This window comes from Mycobacterium sp. P2_H7 (assembly GCF_056403275.1).
This window is the reverse complement of the sequence record NZ_JBFUFU010000022.1, coordinates 43199-61919: the sequence shown is the minus strand read 5'-3', so window position 1 is coordinate 61919 and position 18721 is coordinate 43199. Positions and strand designations below refer to the sequence as shown.

10 protein-coding genes are annotated in these 18721 nt (G+C 68.5%); 4 read left to right on the top strand and 6 right to left on the bottom strand.

Annotation, left to right across the window (positions count from 1 at the left end; translation table 11 throughout):
* Window positions 1-6 precede the first annotated feature (6 nt).
* Window positions 7-579, top strand: a complete 573-nt coding sequence (locus AC1DY7_RS28005; RefSeq protein ID WP_477497016.1) for a 2-C-methyl-D-erythritol 4-phosphate cytidylyltransferase — start codon at window positions 7-9, stop codon at window positions 577-579.
* Here AC1DY7_RS28005 and AC1DY7_RS28000 read toward each other — a convergent pair.
* Window positions 563-1270 (bottom strand): IspD/TarI family cytidylyltransferase, encoded by a 708-nt coding sequence (locus AC1DY7_RS28000; protein WP_477497015.1) that lies wholly within the window; start codon window positions 1268-1270, stop codon window positions 563-565. The two genes, AC1DY7_RS28005 and AC1DY7_RS28000, sit on opposite strands and share 17 nt — an antisense overlap.
* A gap of 39 nt (window positions 1271-1309) precedes the next feature.
* Here AC1DY7_RS28000 and AC1DY7_RS27995 point away from each other — a divergent pair, with 39 nt between their 5' ends.
* Window positions 1310-2569, top strand: a complete 1260-nt coding sequence (locus AC1DY7_RS27995) for a low temperature requirement protein A (RefSeq protein ID WP_477497014.1) — start codon at window positions 1310-1312, stop codon at window positions 2567-2569.
* Here AC1DY7_RS27995 and AC1DY7_RS27990 read toward each other — a convergent pair.
* Window positions 2566-3834 carry an MFS transporter gene (locus AC1DY7_RS27990; RefSeq protein ID WP_477497013.1) on the bottom strand — a complete coding sequence of 423 codons (1269 nt, stop codon included), beginning with the start codon at window positions 3832-3834 and terminating at the stop codon, window positions 2566-2568. The genes AC1DY7_RS27995 and AC1DY7_RS27990 overlap by 4 nt on opposite strands.
* A gap of 326 nt (window positions 3835-4160) precedes the next feature.
* Between AC1DY7_RS27990 and AC1DY7_RS27985 the strand changes: the two genes are divergently transcribed.
* On the top strand, window positions 4161-4724 hold the full coding sequence (locus tag AC1DY7_RS27985) for a MerR family transcriptional regulator (RefSeq protein WP_477497012.1): 564 nt from the start codon (window positions 4161-4163) through the stop codon (window positions 4722-4724).
* A gap of 3 nt (window positions 4725-4727) precedes the next feature.
* On the opposite strand, the gene AC1DY7_RS27980 is transcribed toward AC1DY7_RS27985, so the two are convergent.
* The 4 genes from AC1DY7_RS27980 to AC1DY7_RS27965 are packed head-to-tail and all read right to left on the bottom strand — an operon-like array spanning window position 4728 to window position 8630.
* Window positions 4728-5528, bottom strand: a complete 801-nt coding sequence (locus AC1DY7_RS27980; protein ID WP_477497011.1) for an ABC transporter permease — start codon at window positions 5526-5528, stop codon at window positions 4728-4730.
* A complete protein-coding gene (locus tag AC1DY7_RS27975; RefSeq protein WP_477497010.1) occupies window positions 5528-6367 on the bottom strand; it encodes an ABC transporter permease in 840 nt (279 codons plus the stop codon). Before AC1DY7_RS27975 ends, AC1DY7_RS27980 begins: the two co-directional genes overlap by 1 nt.
* Window positions 6346-7536 carry an ABC transporter substrate-binding protein gene (locus tag AC1DY7_RS27970; protein ID WP_477497009.1) on the bottom strand — a complete coding sequence of 397 codons (1191 nt, stop codon included), beginning with the start codon at window positions 7534-7536 and terminating at the stop codon, window positions 6346-6348. The genes AC1DY7_RS27975 and AC1DY7_RS27970 overlap by 22 nt, the downstream gene beginning before the upstream one ends.
* 11 nt (window positions 7537-7547) lie before the next feature.
* Window positions 7548-8630, bottom strand: a complete 1083-nt coding sequence (locus AC1DY7_RS27965) for an ABC transporter ATP-binding protein (RefSeq protein ID WP_477497008.1) — start codon at window positions 8628-8630, stop codon at window positions 7548-7550.
* A gap of 849 nt (window positions 8631-9479) precedes the next feature.
* On the opposite strand from AC1DY7_RS27965, the gene AC1DY7_RS27960 reads away from it, so the two are divergent.
* On the top strand, window positions 9480-18719 hold the full coding sequence (locus tag AC1DY7_RS27960; protein WP_477497007.1) for a fatty acid synthase subunit beta domain-containing protein: 9240 nt from the start codon (window positions 9480-9482) through the stop codon (window positions 18717-18719).
* Window positions 18720-18721 lie beyond the last annotated feature (2 nt).

Genomic DNA, 18721 nt, shown 5'->3' with positions numbered 1-18721 from the left:
CCGGCGGTGAAGATTTCAGCGATCGTGCCGGTGCGCCGGGCAGAGGTGTTGGCGCCGGTGGCGGGGCAGCCTGCCCTGCGGCGCGTGGTCCAGGCGCTGTCGGAAGCCGGCCTGCACAGCGTGGTGGTGGCCGTCGCGCCACCGCTGGCGTCCGGCGTCCGGCTCGCGCTGGCGGATCTCTGCGCGACGGTGCTGGACATCGCCGATGAGGACGCCGTCCCGGCGGCGGTGGAACATGTTCGGGCGGAAGGGGTTTCCCATGTGCTGGTGGCCGACCCGCGCCAGGTGCTGGTCTCGCCGCGGGTGATCGAGCGGGTGGTGGCGGCCCTGTCCGGCGGTGCGGTCCGGGTGGTGCCGATCGTGCCCGTCACCGACACCGTCAAAACCGTTGACGCCCAAGGTCGCATCCTGTCCACCGTGGACCGGTCGGAACTGCGGACCGGCCAGCACCCCTACGGGAGGGCCATCGACGCGCCGGCGGATGCGCAGGTCGTGACCGTCGAGGGTGACCCCGACGCGATCCTGGCCGACCTGCCCGCCGATGCCGCCTTGATCGAGGCTCTCATCGCGTGCCGCTGAGCAGATGCTCGGCAAGGGCGATGTCGTGGCGGAACGTCACCTTCAGGTTGGCCGCCGCCCCAGGGAACACCCGCACGTCGACGTCGGTGAAGTGCTGGACGCACGACGAGGTGTCGGTGCCGTCGAATCCCGCCACACCGGCGCGCCGGTAGGCCGCCAACAATGGGGCGGCGCGGAACGCCTGCGGGGTCTGGACCCGCACCAGGTTGTCGGCGAGTGCGGCGTTGGTGTCCGCGCGCAGCACGCCGTGGGCATCGACGGCGGGCACCGCGCCCCCGAATGTCCGTGCGGTGGCCAGGGCCGCCGTCATCAGGTCCGGGGTGGCCAGTGGGCGGGCGGCGTCGTGGATGAGCACGACGTCGATCACGCCGGAATCGATGTCGGCGGCGAGGTGATCCAGCACGTTGGATTCGGAGTCGTGGCGGGTGTCGCCGCCCTCGACGTACTCCACCGGGGTGTCCGGAAGATCGTGGCGCACGGTGCTTTCGGCGATATCGCGCTCACCCTTGCGATAGACCAGGACGGTCCGGTCGATTCCGGGGGTGGCGGCCACGGCCTGCACCGACCAGGCCACCATCGAACGCCCGGCCAATCGGAGGTATGCCTTGTTGCCGTCGGCGCCGACCCGCGATCCGATACCTGCGGCGAGCACGACGCCGACCGCGGACCCTAGGGTGTCGGGGGTGGGCATTCGCCCACGCTAGCGCGTCGGGTGGAAAAGGACGGTGTCGTGAGCGAAGCAGGCGACCGCGGGGGCGACATGACGCATCGGGTGCAGGTGATGTCGGGACGAGATCCGCACGAACGGCACCGGGTCGCCACTCCGTTGGAGCTGCTTTTCGACCTCACGTTCGTCGTCGGATTCGGCACCGCCGCTTCCGAGTTCGCCCACGCCCTGACGGGTGATCACATCTGGACCGGCCTGATCTCCTTCGTGTTCGCGGTGTTCGCGATCTGCTGGGCCTGGATCAACTTCACCTGGTTCGCCTCGGCCTATGACACCGATGACTGGGTGTACCGGGTGACGACCATGGTTCAGATGGTCGGCGTGGTGATCCTGACGCTGGGTATCCCCGACGTGTTCGCCTCCATCGAGCACGGGGGGCACGTCGACAACGCGGTGCTGGTCGCCGGCTACGTGGTGATGCGCGTCGGGCTCGTCGCGCAGTGGCTGCGCGCGGCGGCCGGGGATCCGCTGCGGCGCCGCGCGTGCCTGACGTACGCGATCTCGGTCAGCGTGGTGCAGATCGGCTGGATCGCCCAGATCTTCGCGCACACGTCCCTGATGGTCACGCTGGTCTGGTGCGGAGTGCTGATCCTGCTGGAGATCTCCGTGCCCGTGCTGGCCGAGCGGCAGGTGGGCGGCACGCCGTGGCATGCGCACCACATCACCGAGCGATACGGACTGATGGCCATCATCGCCCTCGGCGAGGGTGTGGTCGGGACGGTCGCAACCTTGTCGGCGGTGGTTCAGGAACAGGGCTGGACGGTCGACGCCATCCTGGTCACGGTCGCCGGAATAGGGCTGACCTTCGGCATGTGGTGGGTGTACTTCACGGTGCCGACGGCCGACCTGCTGCACGCCCATCGCGAACAGTCGTTCTGGTTCGGCTACCTGCCGATCTTCCTGTTCGGATCGATCGTCGCCACCGGCGCCGGGTTACACGTCGCCGCCTACTACCTGGAGGGGCATTCGAAGTTGGGCTCGGTGGGCACCGTGTTCTCGGTGGTGATCCCGGTGGGCCTGTTCGTCTGCCTTGTCTTCCTCATCTATTCGACGCTGGTGCGGCAGACCGACCGGTTCCATCTCCTGCTGCTGGTGCTCACCGCCGGCGTCCTGGTGGGTGCGGTCCTGCTGGCCCTGGCCGGGGTGTCGATGGCGCTGTGCCTGCTCGTCGCCACGGCGGCTCCGATGGTGTCGGTCATCGGGTACGAACTGGTCGGGCATCGGCACATGGCCGCGGCGATGGCCCGGCGGCTGGTGGCCTAACGGCCGGCGTGGGTGTCGAACGTTTCCAAGAGATCCCGTTCTTCTTCAGCGCGCATCAGCTTCCGCGCTTTCTTGCGGGTGATCAGGATGCCGACGACGGACAGCACCCATACCGCGTACTGCAGCGTCCAGGCCAGGTGGAACGAGTCGAACGAGTAGCCGCCCGCAGCGTCCAGGATCCAGCCCATCGCCTGCATGAGGATGAGCGAGGCCAGAAAGCCGCCCATGTTGACCATGCCCTGGGCGGTGCCCAGCGTCGCGCTCGGATTGAACGTGCGGGCGAAATCGAAGCCCACCATGGAGCCCGGGCCGCCGACCGAGATGATCACGATGAGCAGGATCAGCAGCCACAGTGGTGCGGGACCGGGCAGCGCGAGCACCACGGTCCAGATCGCGGCGCTGCTGCCGATGATGCCGAGCACCATCCAGGATCGGCGGTGTGGGTAGCGGCCCGTGTAGATACCCAGCACGATGCCCGCCGCAATGGCGGTGACCACCGAGATGGTCAGCAGCATGCCGGCCACCGCGCGGGATTGGTGCTGCGCCACCGTCACATAGGGCACGCCCCACATGAGGGCGAAGATGGTCACCGAGAACTGGGTGCCCATATGCGTGAAGAACCCGAGCCGGGTGCCTGGGCGCATCCACACCGTCCGGACGCTGATCAGGGTGTCGCGCACGCTCATGGTCTCGGTGGCGGCCAGCTTGCCGTGCGGGGTGTTCTGCACGATCACGACGGTGAGCACCAGGGCCAGCACGCCGAACGCCGTGACCGACAGGTAGGCGGGCGTCCAGCCGGAGATGCCGAGCAGCGACAGAAACGGGATGGCCGAGAGCACTTGGCCGATCTGACCGGAGATGCCGGTCAACTGCGTGAGCAGGGGGATCTGACGGGGCGGAAACCAGTGCGGCACAAGGCGTAACACCGAGATGAAGGTGATGGCGTCGCCGAGGCCGACGACCGCGCGGGCGGCCAGCGCCAGCGGAAGCGACTCGGTGAGCGCGATGGCCAGCTGCCCGGCGGCCATCACAGCGGCGCCCGACACGATCAGGATCTTGGAGCCGTAGCGGTCCAAGAGGACGCCGGCCGGGACCTGCGCCCCGGCATAGACGATGACCTGCAGCACGACGAACGAGGACAACACGCTCGGGCTGGCGTGGAAGCGATCGGCGGCTTCCAATCCGGAGACGCCGAGCGTCGTTCGGTTGAGCACGGCGACAATGTAGGCGAGTAGCCCGGTGGCCCAGACGATCCAGGGACGCACGGCGGCAGCCTCTCTTCGGGAACAGGCAGACATGATTTGTCCTGTCATATCCTCCCAAAATGATGGGACGATTCACCAATCGATTTCCGGTGAATTTGCTCACGAGGCCGCGAATGCGTTCGCTGAGAGTTGGCTAAGTCTGACGGATTCAGTGTCGTTCGTCGCTGCCGCTAACGAATTTGCGCAGCTGAGACGCGTGATTATTGACAGTCGCGGAAGTGACGTACCGCTGATTGATATTCGCTCCGCGTTGCCTGGTGCGGGCTAGGATGTCGGAATGGGTGGTTGCAGAAGCGGGCGGGCGACCACTTTTGCCTGACTACCGCATGGGTGAGTTGGCCCGCATCTCCGGGGTGACCGCCCGCAACATCCGTGCTTATCGCGAACGAGGGTTGCTGGACCCGCCGCGCCGGGCCGGTCGGGCCGCGCTCTACGACGACCACCACCTCATCCAGCTGCAAGCCATCAACCAATTGCTGCGGCGCGGTTTCACGTCCGCCCACATCGCCGAGTTCTTCGACGGGGTGCGCAGCGGCACCGACCTCATCGGGTTCCTCGGGCTGCGCCAGCCCGCGTCCCTCGTCGATATCGATGTCGATGTCAGGGACGCGGACGCCTTGCTCGCCGCCGGGCTGGTCCGGCGCACCGATGCCGGACTGGCGTGGCTGAACCCGGCGATCGGGGCGATCGTCGCGCGGGCCGACGACCGACGCGGTTACCTGCGCTTCATGCTGCAACTGATCGAGGCGATCGACGGCGATGTCCAGCGGGTGGCCGACGACGTGTCCTCGACCGTGGGAGCGATCGCCGATGCGCCGGCCGATCACGTCGAGCTGAGCCGGCTGGTGGCATCCGACCGGCTCGAGCGGGCCCTGGCGCAGCGGCCCTGACGTTCACAGGCGGGTGGTGGCGGGATCCCCGCCGAACCGTTGCGCCAACCACACCGGCAGGATCGCCAGCGCCGTCAGCACCGCGGCGACCACGTTGATCACCGGCGCCTGATTCGGCCGGAACAGATTGGCGAAGATCCAGATCGGCAGGGTCTGCACGGCCGGGCCCGCCGTGAACGTCGTCACCACGATCTCGTCGAAACTGAGCGCGAACGCCAGGATCGCGCCGGCCACCAGCGCCCCGCGCATCATCGGCAGGGTGATGAAGCGGAACGTCTGCCATGACGACGCACCGAGGTCGGCCGAGGCATCCTCGAAGTGGGTGCCGAGGCGCCGCAGCCGGGCCTGGGTGTTGTTGAACACGATCACAATGCAGAAGGTGGCATGCCCGATGATCACCGTGGCCATGCCGAGCGTGACGCCCAACGCCGAGGTGAACGTGGCGTTCAGTGCGATGCCGGTGACGATGCCGGGCAGCGTGATCGGCAGCACGACAAGGAAACTCACGGCCTGTCTGCCGAAGAACCGGTAGCGCTGCACGGCGAAGGCGGCCATGGTGCCCAAGACCAGGGCGATGGCGGTGGCGGCGACGCCGACCACCGCGGAGTTGGCGAGTGCCTGCCACATCCCCGCGCTGCTCGCGGCGTCGGCCCACCAGCGCAGCGTGAACCCGGTGGGCGGGAAGGCGAACGTGCGTGACGCGTTGAAGGCGTTGACCACCACCAGAAGCATTGGGGCATAGAGGAAGAGCAGCACCAGCGCGGTCCAGCACCGCAACACCCACCGGGTCCGCACCGATCGCATCAGACGTTCTCCAGTGCACCGGTGCGGCGCATCGCGAGCAGGTAGGCCACGATGGCCACCAGCGGGATGAGCGACAGCGCCGCGGCCAGCGGCTGATTGTTGGCGGTCACGAGCTGGCCGTAGATGAGGTTGCCCAGCATCTGGGTCTTGCCGCCCACGATCGTCACCGCGATGTAGTCGCCCAGGGACAACGAGAACGTGAAGATCGACCCGGCTGCGATCCCGGGAAAGATCAACGGCGCCATCACCGTCCGCAACGTCGTCGCATCGGAGGCGCCCAGGTCGGCGCTCGCGTCCAAGAGCGCGTCGGGCACCCGCTCGAAGGCGGCGAAGACGGGAATCACCATGTAGGGAAACCACAGATAACTCAGTGTGATGACGGTGGCGGTGATGCCGTAACCCGGTGTGCCGCCGGCGGCCCAGGCCAGCGGGCCCTCGGGGGACAGCAACATCCGCCACGCGTAGGCCTTCACCAGGTAGCTCGCCCACAGCGGTGTCGTCACCGCCACGACCAGGAGCAGGCGCACCCGGGGTGAGGCGTATTTCGCCATGAACAGCGCCAGCGGCACCGAGAAGACAATGCAGATGATGGTCACCGCCAGCGCGATGCCGAGGGTGCGCAGCGTGACCGCGCGGAACACCGCGTCGGTGAGCACCCGGACCAGGTTGTCGGTGGTCGGGGTGTGCACGACGGCGCCGGTGAAGCTGTCAGTGCTCCACAGTGCCGAGACGAGCAGCACCGCAAGCGATCCCAGATACGCGATGCCCAGCCACGCCAGTGGCGGTACGAGCAGGAGAGCCAGCCGCAGGCGCGCCATCACCCCTTGATCTGCTGCCACTTGTCGACCCACTGATCGTAGGTCGTGCAGTCGTCGCCGGTGCCGTCGATGCACTTCTTCTGCGGGGTCGTCCAATAGTGGATCTGCTCAGCGTATTTCGGGTCCGTCGCGTGGAAGACGTCGCAGAAGTCCTTCTGGCTGGTGTGCTCACAGGCCTTGGCCTGCGCCGGTGCTTCACCGAAGTATTCGGCAACCTGAGCATTGACCTCGGGTGAGGTGATCCAGTTCATCCACTTGTACATGCAGTTGGGATGCGCCGCCTTGGCCGACACCATCCAGGTGTCCGACCAACCGGTGGCGCCTTCCTTCGGCAGGATCGTGTTGACCTGAACCTTGTTGTCGCCGCCGATGGTGTTGGCGATGACCTGCCAGGTGGTGCCGATCACCGAGGTGCCGGATTCGAAGGCCTGCACCTCTTTGGTGTAGTCCGACCAGTATTCGCCGATGTTCTCCCGCTGGGCCTTGAGCAGATCGGCCGCGGCGTCGAGCTGACCGGCGGTCAGCGCGTACGGATTCTTGATCCCCAGTTCGGGTTTGGTCTTCGACAGGTACAGCGCGGCGTCGGCGATGTAGATCGGTGAGTCGTAGGCCGTCACGCGGCCCTTGTACTTGGCCGAGTCGGTGAACACCGCGCCCCAGGAGTCGGGCGCGTCCTTGACGACGCCGATGTTGTACATCAACAGGTTCGCGCCCCAGCCGTGCGGGATCCCGTACATCTTGCCGTCCACCGAATTCCACGGCTTGTCCTTGAGGAACGGGGTGATGGTCGCGTAGTTGGGCACCAGAGCGGTGTTGACCGGTGCCACGTCACCGCCGTAGATGAGGCGCAGCGACGCGTCACCCGATGCCGAGACACCGTCGTATTGGCCGGTGCGCATCAGCTGCAGCATCTCGTCGGAGGTGTTGCCGACCTTGACGTTGGTCTTGCAGCCGGTTTCCTTCTCGAACGGTGTGACCCAGTCCACGGCCTTGTCGTTGGAGCCGTTCTCGGCGTACCCGGCCCACGCGATGAGGTTGAGTTCGCCCTCGCCGTCGCCGAGCGAGGTGGGCGCTTCCAACTTCGGTGGTGCCTGCCCGGTGGGCCCGCCGCTGGAACCGCTCGAACACGCGGCCAACAGGGCCGCCGTCGCGGCCAGGGCGAGCCCGGTGCGGATCACGGTGAGTTTCATGGGTGGCCTCCTCAGGACTTCAGGTGGTGGACGGCGGAGTCCGGAAAGGACAGGACGACGGGGGAGCCGTGGTCCAGGCCTGCCGGCAGGGAGGTGGCGGAGGTGAGCACCGTGGCCGTCAGGGTCGCGCCCTGGGCTGTCGACGTCACCCGGGTGAGCGGGCCCGCATAGATGATCTCGGCGACGGTGGCCTCGACGGTGCGAGCCCCGGCCTCGGGTGGGCGGCCCGGTGCGTGCACCGCGATGCGCTCGGGGCGCACGGCAAACGTGCCGTCGCGGCCGAGCAGCGTCTGCGCCGCCGTCCCGTCGAAGACGTTGGAGGTCCCGACGAAGTCGGCGACGAAGCGGTTGGCGGGCGACTCGTAGACCTCCCGCGCGGCGCCGATCTGTTCGATGCGCCCGGCGTTGAACACCGCCAGCCGATCGGAGAGGGTCAGGGCCTCGTCCTGGTCGTGGGTGACGATGACGAAGGTGATGCCCACGTCACGCTGGATCGCCTTCAGTTCGACCTGCATCTGCTCGCGGAGCTTGAGGTCCAGCGCTCCGAGCGGCTCGTCGAGCAACAACACCCGTGGGCGGCCGACGAGAGCGCGGGCCAGGGCGACCCGTTGCCGCTGCCCGCCGGAGAGCTGTTCGGGCCGTCGATCGCCGTGCTCGGACAACCGAACCATGTCCAGCGCGTCGGCCGTGCGACTGCGCCGCTCGGCCTTGGCGATGCCGCGCACCTTCATGCCGTACTCGATGTTCTGGCCGACCGTCATGTGCGGGAACAGGGCGTAGTCCTGGAACACGGTGTTGACGTCCCGGCGCTGCGCGGGCAATCCGGTGACATCGGTACCGCCGAGCCGGATGACCCCCGCGGTGGGCTGTTCGAAGCCGGCGATCATCCGCAGCACGGTCGTCTTGCCCGATCCGGAGGGGCCGAGGATGGCGAACAGCTCGCCGTCGGTGACGGTGAGGTTCGCGCCCTCGACCGCGACCACCTCCTGTGATCGGTTTGCGAAGACCTTCCTGACCCCGGCGAGCTCGATGCGCGGGGTGCCCGTGCTGGTGGTGTCCGGGGTCTCGGCGAGTCCGGAGATCGGTGCGGGCATGGTCGAGATCGTATGGATTCGCCGGTGAAGCCGCAGCCTAAGTGCGGATTTCGTGCCATAACTGGGAGGTGAGCACGATATCCGCCGACGGCCGGGGGTGTTGGTTCCCACGTGACCTCGACCGGGCCCTGCCGGAGGTCGTGTCACGGCAAAGGGGGCACCGCCGACCGGTTCGGCGGGCAGGACGCCGGTGTCACGCGCTCCGAGCGTGGCTTGGGTCTGCACCGCCCCGTGCAACGGCTCCAGGGAGAGATCGACCGGCTCCCGGTCGTCGCGTGGTCGTGGACCCTTAGCCAGAAAACCTTACTGATCAGTAATAAAAGCCAGCAAACTTTCGCCGCTGACTGGCACCCTTTTGTAGACACTTCTGGTCAAACTGTCGATCGCGGCGATGCGTCCGGTGGGCGCCGGAAATCGACATAACGATTTGATAACAATGCTGCTTTGATCTGGGAAGTTATAGCTACTCGACCGTAACCACCTGCCAACAGGACGTTTGTCCCGTAGGGCTTTACTCGCCGTGCGAACCGGCGTTATGCGCGCCGAGGTTACCCGAGCGTAGAACTCGCTAGTAACCATTTAGGGGCGGATGATCACACCAGCTCTTATGACACTCTTAGTACAGCTGGACTGCCCTGCTGGACCTGGCTCCGGGGGGCCGCACCGTGACGGTGCGGCCCTCGACCATGCCGGCAGGCCGGCGCCCGCTGAGAGCTCATGGAGATTCAGTGCCGAATCGCCGGGGCCTGCATGAGGCAGGCCCGTCCGGGATCCGCCGCGATGGCGCGGCGACACCGGCACCATCAGCCAGACGCGTGACGAGATCTGTACCGAGGGAGATGGCAAGACGTGACGATCAATGAACACGACAGAGTGACCGCCAACGGCAAGAGCGACCTCGGCCGAGCGTCGCTGTCGGGCGCGCACGCGCTCGTGGATCTGCTGAACGCCGGCGAGCCCTACGCGGTCGCGTTCGGTGGGCAGGGCGGCGGCTGGCTGGAGAGCCTCGAGGAACTCGTCAGCTCCGCGGGCATCGAATCGGATCTGAGCGAACTGGTCACCGAAGCCGACATGCTGCTGGAGCCGGTGGCGCGCGAGCTCGTCGTCGTCCGCCCCATCGGCTTCGAGCCGCTGCAGTGGGTGCGCGCGCTGGCCGCCGACGAGCCCCTGCCAGCCCCCAAGCAGCTGATCAGCACCGCCATCTCGGGCCCCGGCATCCTGCTGGCGCAGATCGCCGCCACCCGCGCCCTGCTGCGCCAGGGACTGGACCTGCACGGCACCCCGCCGGTCGCCGTCGCCGGGCACTCGCAGGGCATCGTCGCGGCCGAGGCGCTGAAAGCCAAGGGCACCCGCGACGCCGAGATGCTCGCGATCCTGCAACTGATGGGGGCCGCGGGCTCGCTGATGTCGCGCCGCCGCGGGATGGTCGGCCGTGGCGACAAGTCGCCGATGGTGTCGGTCACCAACGCCGACCCCGACCGCATCGCCGAACTGCTCGAAGACTTCTCCACCGACGTGCGCACCGTGCTGCCGCCCGTGCTGTCCATCCGCAACGGCAGGCGCTCGGTGGTCATCACCGGCACGCCCGAGCAGCTGTCCCGGTTCGAGCTGTACTGCAGCAAGATCACCGAGAAGGAAGAAGCCGAGCGCAAGAACAAGACCCGTGGCGGCGCCGTGTTCGCCCCGGTCTTCAACGGCATCCAGGTCGAGGTCGGCTTCCACACCCCGCGCCTGGCCGACGCCGTGGACCTCATCGACTCGTGGGCCAGCCGCATCCCGGGCATCGATCCCGAGCTCACCCACCACTTCGCCAAGGCCGTCTTCGTCGACCCGGTCGACTGGGTCGCCGAGGTCGAGCGCCTGCACGAGGCCGGCGCCAAGTGGATCATCGATCTCGGGCCCGGCGACACCGCCACCCGCGTGACCGCCCCGGTCATCCGCGGGCTGGGCATCGGCATCGTCCCCGCCGCCACCCGCGCCGGCCAGCGCGCCCTGTTCACCGTCGGCGCCGCACCCGAGGTGCCCGCCCCGTGGAGCAGCTACGCGCCGTCGACCGTCACGCTGCCCGACGGCTCGGTCAAGCTGTCCACCAAGTTCACCCGCCTGACCGGACGTTCGCCGATCCTGCTGGCCGGTATGACCCCGACGACGGTGGACGCCAAGATCGTCGCCGCCGCAGCGAACGCCGGCCACTGGGCCGAGCTGGCCGGTGGTGGTCAGGTCACCGAGGAGATCTTCGACGGCCGCGTCGCCGAACTGACCCAGCTGCTGGAGCCGGGCCGCGCCATCCAGTTCAACTCGCTGTTCCTGGACCCGTACCTGTGGAAGCTGCAGCTCGGCGGCAGGCGCATCGTGCAGAAGGCGCGCCAGGCCGGTGCCCCGATCGACGGTGTCATCGTCACCGCGGGCATCCCCGAACTGCCCGAAGCCGTCGACCTGATCGAGGAGCTCAACGGCATCGGCATCACCCACGTGGTGTTCAAGCCCGGCACCATCGACCAGATCAAGTCCGTCATCAAGATCGCGGCCGAGGTGCCCGGCAAGGACGTCATCGCCCACATCGAGGGCGGTCGCGCCGGTGGCCACCACTCGTGGGAGGACCTCGACGACCTGCTGCTGGCCACGTACTCGGATCTGCGCAAGCTGTCGAACATCACCATCTGCGTCGGCGGCGGTATCGGCACCCCGGAGCGGGCCGCCGAATACCTGTCCGGCCGGTGGTCGGAGACCTACGGCTTCCCGCTGATGCCGGTCGACGGCATCCTGGTGGGCACCGCTGCGATGGCAACCTTGGAGGCCACCACCTCGCCTGCGGTCAAGCAGCTGCTGGTGGACACCACCGGCACCGACATCTGGGTCGGCGCCGGAAAGGCCCAGGGCGGCATGGCATCCGGGCGCAGCCAGCTGGGTGCGGACATCCACGAGATCGACAACACCGCATCACGTTGCGGCCGCCTGCTCGACGAGGTCGCCGGCGACGCCGACGCGGTCGCCGAGCGCCGCGACGAGATCATCGCCGCGATGGCCGACACCGCCAAGCCCTACTTCGGCGACCTGGCCGACCTCACCTACCTGCAGTGGCTGGACCGCTACGTCGAGCTGGCCATCGGCAGCGGTGATTCCACCGCCGACACCAAGCACGACGATTCGCCGTGGCTCGACATCACCTGGCGGGATCGCTACGCCGACATGCTCAAGCGCGCCGAGGCCCGCCTGCACCCGCAGGACTCCGGCCCGATCGACACGCTCTTCGCCGACAGTGCGGAAGGTGAAGCGCTGCTGGAGGATCCGGCCGCTGCCCGCGCCGCCCTGCTGTCGCGCTACCCGGACGCCGAGACCATCAAGCTGCACCCGGCCGACGTGCCGTTCTTCATCACCCTGTGCAAGGTGCCGGGCAAGCCGGTCAACTTCGTGCCCGTCATCGACAAGGACGTGCGGCGCTGGTGGCGCAGCGACTCGCTGTGGCAGGCCCACGACGCGCGCTACACCGCCGACCAGGTGTGCATCATCCCGGGCACGCAGGCCGTCGCCGGGATCACCCGGGTGGACGAGCCGGTCGGTGAGCTGCTCGACCGCTTCGAGCAGGCCGCCATCGACGAGGTCGTCGCGACCGGTGCCGCCGCGGTGCCCGTGGTGTCCCGCCGTCAGGCACGCGCCGACGTCGTCGGTCCCATCGCCGTCGTGCTGGATTCGCCCGATGTGCTGTGGGCAGGTCGCACCGCCATCAACCCGGTGCACCGCATCGGCGCGCCCAGCGAGTGGCAGGTCAACGAAAACCGTTCTGCGGTACACCCGTCCACCGGTTCACGCCTGGAGCTCACCGAGGCCGGCGTCACGCTGAGCGTGCCGCTGTCGAACATCTGGATCGAGATCAAGTTGACCCTGCCGGCCGCCACCGTCAACGGTGGCATGCCGGTGGTCACCACCGAGGACGCCTCGGCCGCGATGCGCGCCGTGCTGGCCATCGCCGCCGGTGTCGACGGGGTGGATGCGCTGCCCGTCGTCGTGAACGACACGGCCACCGTGACCGTCGGCTGGGATCCGGAGGAGATCGCCGACCACACCGGTGTCACCGCCACCTTCGGCGCCCCACTGGCGCCGGGCCTGACCCTGGTTCCGGACGCCCTGGTGGGCCGCTGCTGGCCGGCCGTCTTCTCGGTCATCGGGTCCGCCGTCACCGCGGACGAGTTCCCGGTGGTCGAAGGTCTGCTCAGCCTGGTGCACCTGGACCACGCCGCGCACCTGCTGGCGCAGATGCCCACGACCAAGGCCGAATTGACCGTCACAGCAACCGCTTCCGCGGCCAGTGACACCGAGTATGGCCGCGTCGTGCCGGTCTCGGTGACCATCGCGGACAGCACGGGCACCGTGCTGGCCAGCCTCGAGGAACGCTTCGCGATCCGGGGCCGCAACGGCGCCGCCGAATTGGCCGACCCGCTGCGTGCCGGCGGTGCGATCACCGACAACGCCACCGAGACCCCGCGTCGTCGCCGTCGCGATGCCACCGTCACCGCGCCCACCGACATGAGCGCGTTCGCGGTCGTCTCCGGTGACCACAACCCGATCCACACCGACCGTGCCGCAGCACTTCTCGCCGGGCTCAAGGGTCCGATCGTGCACGGCATGTGGCTGTCGGCCGCCGCTCAGCACGTCGTCACCGCCACCGACGGCCGAGCCACCCCGCCCGCCCGTCTGGTCGGCTGGACCTCGCGCTTCCTGGGCATGGTGCTGCCGGGCGACGAGATCGACTTCCGGGTCGACCGCGTCGGCATCGACCGCGGCGCGGAGATCATCGAGGTCACCGCGAAGGTCGGCGGCGACCTGGTGATGTCGGCGACCGCACAGCTGGCCGCCCCGAAGACGGTGTACGCCTTCCCCGGTCAGGGCATCCAGCACAAGGGCATGGGCATGGAGGTCCGGGCCCGTTCCAAGGCGGCCCGCAAGATCTGGGACACCGCGGACAAGTTCACCCGCGACACCCTGGGCTTCTCGGTGCTGCACGTGGTGCGCGACAACCCGACCAGCCTGATCGCCTCGGGTGTGCACTACCACCACCCCGAAGGCGTGCTGTACCTGACGCAGTTCACCCAGGTCGCCATGGCGACGGTGGCCGCGGCCCAGGTCGCCGAGATGCGCGAGCAGGGTGCGTTCGTCGAGGGCGCCATCGCGTGCGGCCACTCCGTCGGCGAGTACACCGCACTGGCCTGCGTGTCCGGCGTCTACAAGCTGGAAGCCCTGCTGGAGGTGGTGTTCCACCGCGGCAGCAAGATGCACGACATCGTGCCGCGCGACGAGAAGGGCCGGTCCAACTACCGGCTGGCCGCCATCCGACCGTCGCAGATCGACCTCGACGATGACGACGTCACCGACTTCGTCGCCGAGATCTCCGAGCGCACAGGCGAATTCCTGCAGATCGTGAACTTCAACCTGCGCGGCGCGCAGTACGCGATCGCGGGCACGGTGCGCGGCCTGGAGGCGCTGGAGGAGGAGATCGAGCGTCGTCGCGAAATCAGCGGCGGCAAGCGGTCCTTCATCCTGGTCCCCGGTATCGACGTGCCGTTCCACTCCGAGGTGCTGCGGGTCGGCGTCGCCGACTTCCGCCGCGCGCTGGAGCGCGTCATGCCGGTCGGCGCCGATCCGGAACTGCTGATCGGGCGCTACATCCCGAACCTGGTGCCGCGGCCGTTCACCCTGGACCGCGACTTCATCCAGGAGATCCGTGACCTGGTGCCCGCCGAGACCCTCGACGAGGTGCTCGCCGACTACGACACCTGGCGCAACGAGAAGCCGGAAGCCTTGTGCCGCAAGGTTGTCATCGAGTTGCTGGCCTGGCAGTTCGCCAGCCCGGTGCGCTGGATCGAGACGCAGGATCTGCTGTTCATCGAGGAGGCCGCGGGCGGTCTCGGCGTGGAGCGGTTCGTCGAGATCGGTGTGAAGACCGCGCCGACCGTCGCCGGCCTGGCCACCAACACGCTGAAGCTGCCGGAGTACTCGCACAACACCACCGAGGTGCTCAACGCCGAGCGTGACGCCCCGGTGCTGTTCGCCACCGACACCGATCCGGAGCCCGAGCCCGAGGCGGACGAGGCGCCCGCAGCGCCGTCGGCGGAGGCCGCACCGGCAGCCGCCGCACCCGCAGCGGCACCGGCCGCGGCGCCATCGGGCGGGCCGCGTCCCGACGATATCGTCTACGACGCCGCCGATGCGACCATGTCGCTGATCGCGCTGTCGGCGAAGATGCGCACCGAGCAGATCGAACCGCTGGATTCCATCGAGTCGATCACCGACGGTGCCTCGTCGCGACGCAACCAGCTGCTGGTGGACCTCGGCTCCGAGCTGAACCTCGGTGCCATCGACGGTGCGGCCGAGGCCGACCTGTCGGGTCTGAAGTCTCAGGTGACCAAGCTGGCCCGGACGTACAAGCCGTTCGGTCCGGTGCTCTCCGATGCCATCAACGACCAGCTGCGCACGGTCTTCGGGCCGTCGGGCAAGCGGCCGGCCTACATCACCGAACGTGTCACCAAGACATGGGAACTCGGCCCCGGCTGGGCCAAGCACGTCACCGCCGAGGTGGCGCTGGGCACCCGTGAGGGATCCAGCGTCCGCGGGGGCAGCATGGGCGGCCTGCACGAAGGTGCGCTGGCCGATGCGGCCTCGGTGGACAAGGTGATCGACGCCGCGGTCAGCGCCGTGGGTGCCCGCAAGGGCATCCCGGTGAGCCTGCCGTCCTCCGGCGCCGCCGGTGGTGGCGTCGTGGACTCCGCCGCGCTCAACGATTTCGCCGCGCAGGTGACCGGACCCAACGGTGTGCTGGCGTCGGCGGCCCGCCTGGTGCTCGGTGAGCTCGGGCTGAACGCGCCCGTGACCGCTGAAGCCGTCAGTGATTCCGAGCTGATCGACCTGGTGACCAACGAACTCGGTTCGGACTGGCCGCGTCTGGTGGCTCCGGTGTTCGACGCCCGCAAGGCCGTCGTCTTCGACGACCGGTGGGCCAGTGCCCGTGAGGATCTCGCCAAGCTGTGGCTGCTCGACGAGAGCGAGATCGACGCGGACTGGGAGCGGCTCTCGGAGCGCTTCGAAGGTGCGGGCAACGTCGTGGGCACACAGGCCACCTGGTGGCAGGGCAAGGCCCTGGCCGCCGGGCGCAACGTGCACGGCGCGCTGTACGGCCGGGCGGCCGCGGGTGCGGAGAACCCCGAAAAGGGTGGCTACGCAAACGAAGTCGCCGTGGTGACGGGTGCCTCGAAGGGCTCGATCGCCGCGTCGGTGGCCGGGCAGCTGCTCGCGGGCGGGGCGACAGTCATCGCGACCACGTCCAAGCTCGACGACGACCGGCTGGCGTTCTACCGCACGCTGTACCGCGACCATGCCCGCTTCGATGCCACCCTGTGGGTCGTCCCGGCGAACATGGCGTCCTACAGCGACATCGACTCGCTCGTCGAGTGGGTGGGTAGCGAGCAGACCGAGAACCTCGGGCCCAAGGCGATCCACCTCAAGGACGCCCAGAACCCGACGCTGCTGTTCCCGTTCGCCGCTCCGCGCGTCGCCGGGGATCTGTCCGAGGCCGGTGCGCGCTCGGAGATGGAGATGAAGGTCCTGCTGTGGGCCGTCCAGCGGCTCATCGGCGGGCTGTCCCGCCTGGGCTCCGAGCGCGATATCGCCTCGCGGCTGCACGTCGTGCTGCCGGGCTCGCCCAACCGCGGCATGTTCGGCGGTGACGGCGCCTACGGCGAGTCGAAGTCCGCGCTCGACGCGGTCGTCGCCCGCTGGAGTGCGGAATCATCGTGGGCCCAGCGGGTTTCGCTGGCGCACGCGCTGATCGGCTGGACCAAGGGCACCGGCCTGATGGGCCACAACGATGCCATCGTCGGCGCCGTCGAAGAGGCCGGCGTGACCACGTACACCACCGCCGAGATGGCCTCGATGCTGTTGGCGCTGTGCGATATCCAATCCAAGGTGGCCGCGGCCCGCGAGCCGATCAAGGTCGACCTGACCGGTGGCCTCGGCGAGGTTCAGCTCGATATGGCCGAGCTGGCCGCCAAGGCCCGCGAGGAGATGCTGGCCGAGTCGGACACCGAGGGCGACGCCGCCGACGAGGACGGCGCAGCCACCATCGCCGCGCTGCCGTCGCCGCCGCGCGGCTACCAGGCGGCCCCGCCGCCGGCATGGGACGACCTGGACGTCGACCCCGCCGACCTGGTGGTCATCGTCGGCGGTGCCGAGCTCGGGCCGTACGGCTCGTCGCGGACCCGCTTCGAGATGGAGGTCGCCGGCGAGCTGTCCGCGGCCGGCGTGCTGGAGCTGGCCTGGACCACCGGTCTGGTGAAGTGGGAAGACGATCCCAAGCCGGGCTGGTACGACACCGCGAGCGGCGACCTGGTCGACGAGGGTGAACTCGTCGAGCGCTACCACGACATCGTGGTGGAGCGGGTCGGCATCCGCGAGTGGGTCGACGACGGTGCGATCGATCCCGATCACGCTGCGCCGCTGCTGGTTTCGGTTTTTCTGGACAAGGACTTCACCTTCGTGGTGTCCTCGGAGGCCGACGCCCGCGCATTCGTGCAGTTCGATCCGGAGCACACCGTCATCGCGCCGGTGCCGGACAGCGCGGACTGGCAGGTCACCCGCAAGGCCGGCACCGAGATCCGGGTTCCCCGCAAGGTGAAGCTGTCCCGTACGGTCGGCGCGCAGATCCCGACCGGGTTCGACCCGCAGGTCTACGGCGTCACGCCGGACATGGCCAGCTCGATCGACCGGGTGGCGTTGTGGAACCTGGTCACCACCGTCGACGCGTTCCTGTCGGCGGGATTCAGCCCGACCGAGCTGATGCGGTGGGTGCACCCGAGCCTGGTCGCCAGCACGCAGGGCACCGGCATGGGCGGCATGACCTCGATGCAGACCATGTACCACGGCAACCTGCTGGGCAAGAACAAGCCGAACGACATCCTGCAGGAGGTGCTGCCGAACGTCTTCGCCGGACACGTCGTGCAGTCCTACATCGGCAGCTACGGCTCAATGATCCACCCGGTCGCTGCCTGCGCGACGGCCGCGGTGTCGGTCGAAGAGGGCGTCGACAAGATCGCGCTCGGCAAGGCCGAGTTCGTGGTCGCCGGCGGCTACGACGACCTGACGCTGGAAGCCATCATCGGCTTCGGTGACATGGCGGCCACCGCCGACACCGAGATGATGCGGGCCAAGGGCATCAGCGACTCGAAGTTCTCCCGCGCCAACGATCGTCGTCGCCTCGGCTTCGTCGAATCACAGGGTGGCGGAACGATTCTGCTGACCCGCGGTGATCTCGCGGTGCAGATGGGTCTGCCGGTGCTGGCCGTCGTCGCCTACGCCTCGTCGTTCGGTGACGGTGTGCACACCTCGATCCCGGCGCCGGGCCTCGGTGCCCTGGGTGCCGGCCGTGGTGGGCGCGAGTCCCGCCTGGCCCGTTCGCTGGCCAAGCTGGGTGTCGGGCCCGATGACATCGCGGTCATCTCCAAGCACGACACCTCCACGCTGGCCAACGATCCCAACGAGACCGAGCTGCATGAGCGGCTCGCGGCCTCGATGGGACGCTCGAAGGGTGCACCGCTGTTCGTGGTCAGCCAGAAGAGCCTCACCGGTCACGCCAAGGGTGGTGCCGCGGCCTTCCAGATGATGGGTCTGTGCCAGATCCTGCGTGACGGCGTCATCCCGCCCAACCGCAGCCTGGACTGTGTCGACGACGAGCTGGCGCACGCCAAGCACTTCGTCTGGGTCCGCGAGGCCCTGCACCTGGGCGAGAAGTTCCCGCTCAAGGCGGGCCTGGTGACCAGCCTCGGCTTCGGTCACGTGTCGGGTCTGGTGGCGCTGGTGCATCCGCAGGCGCTGCTGGCCGCACTGCCCGCCGACCAGCGGGCCGAGTACCAGGCGCGGGCCAACGCCCGGGTGCTGACCGGTCAGCGCACGCTCGCGTCGGCGATCGCCGGTGGCCCGTCGCTGTACGAGAAGCCGGCCGACCGCCGGTTCGGACACGACAACGCCGAGAAGCCTCAGGAAGCGGCAATGCTGCTCAATCCGGATGCTCGTCTCGGCGCCGATGACCTCTACTCGAAATGAGC

Coding starts and splice junctions, on each gene's coding strand:
- AC1DY7_RS28000 (WP_477497015.1), bottom strand. CDS start 1,270: ATGCCCACCCCCGACACCCTAGGGTCCGCGGTCGGCGTCGTGCTCGCC.
- AC1DY7_RS27985 (WP_477497012.1), top strand. CDS start 4,161: ATGGGTGAGTTGGCCCGCATCTCCGGGGTGACCGCCCGCAACATCCGT.
- AC1DY7_RS27980 (WP_477497011.1), bottom strand. CDS start 5,528: ATGCGATCGGTGCGGACCCGGTGGGTGTTGCGGTGCTGGACCGCGCTG.
- AC1DY7_RS27970 (WP_477497009.1), bottom strand. CDS start 7,536: ATGAAACTCACCGTGATCCGCACCGGGCTCGCCCTGGCCGCGACGGCG.
- AC1DY7_RS27965 (WP_477497008.1), bottom strand. CDS start 8,630: ATGCCCGCACCGATCTCCGGACTCGCCGAGACCCCGGACACCACCAGC.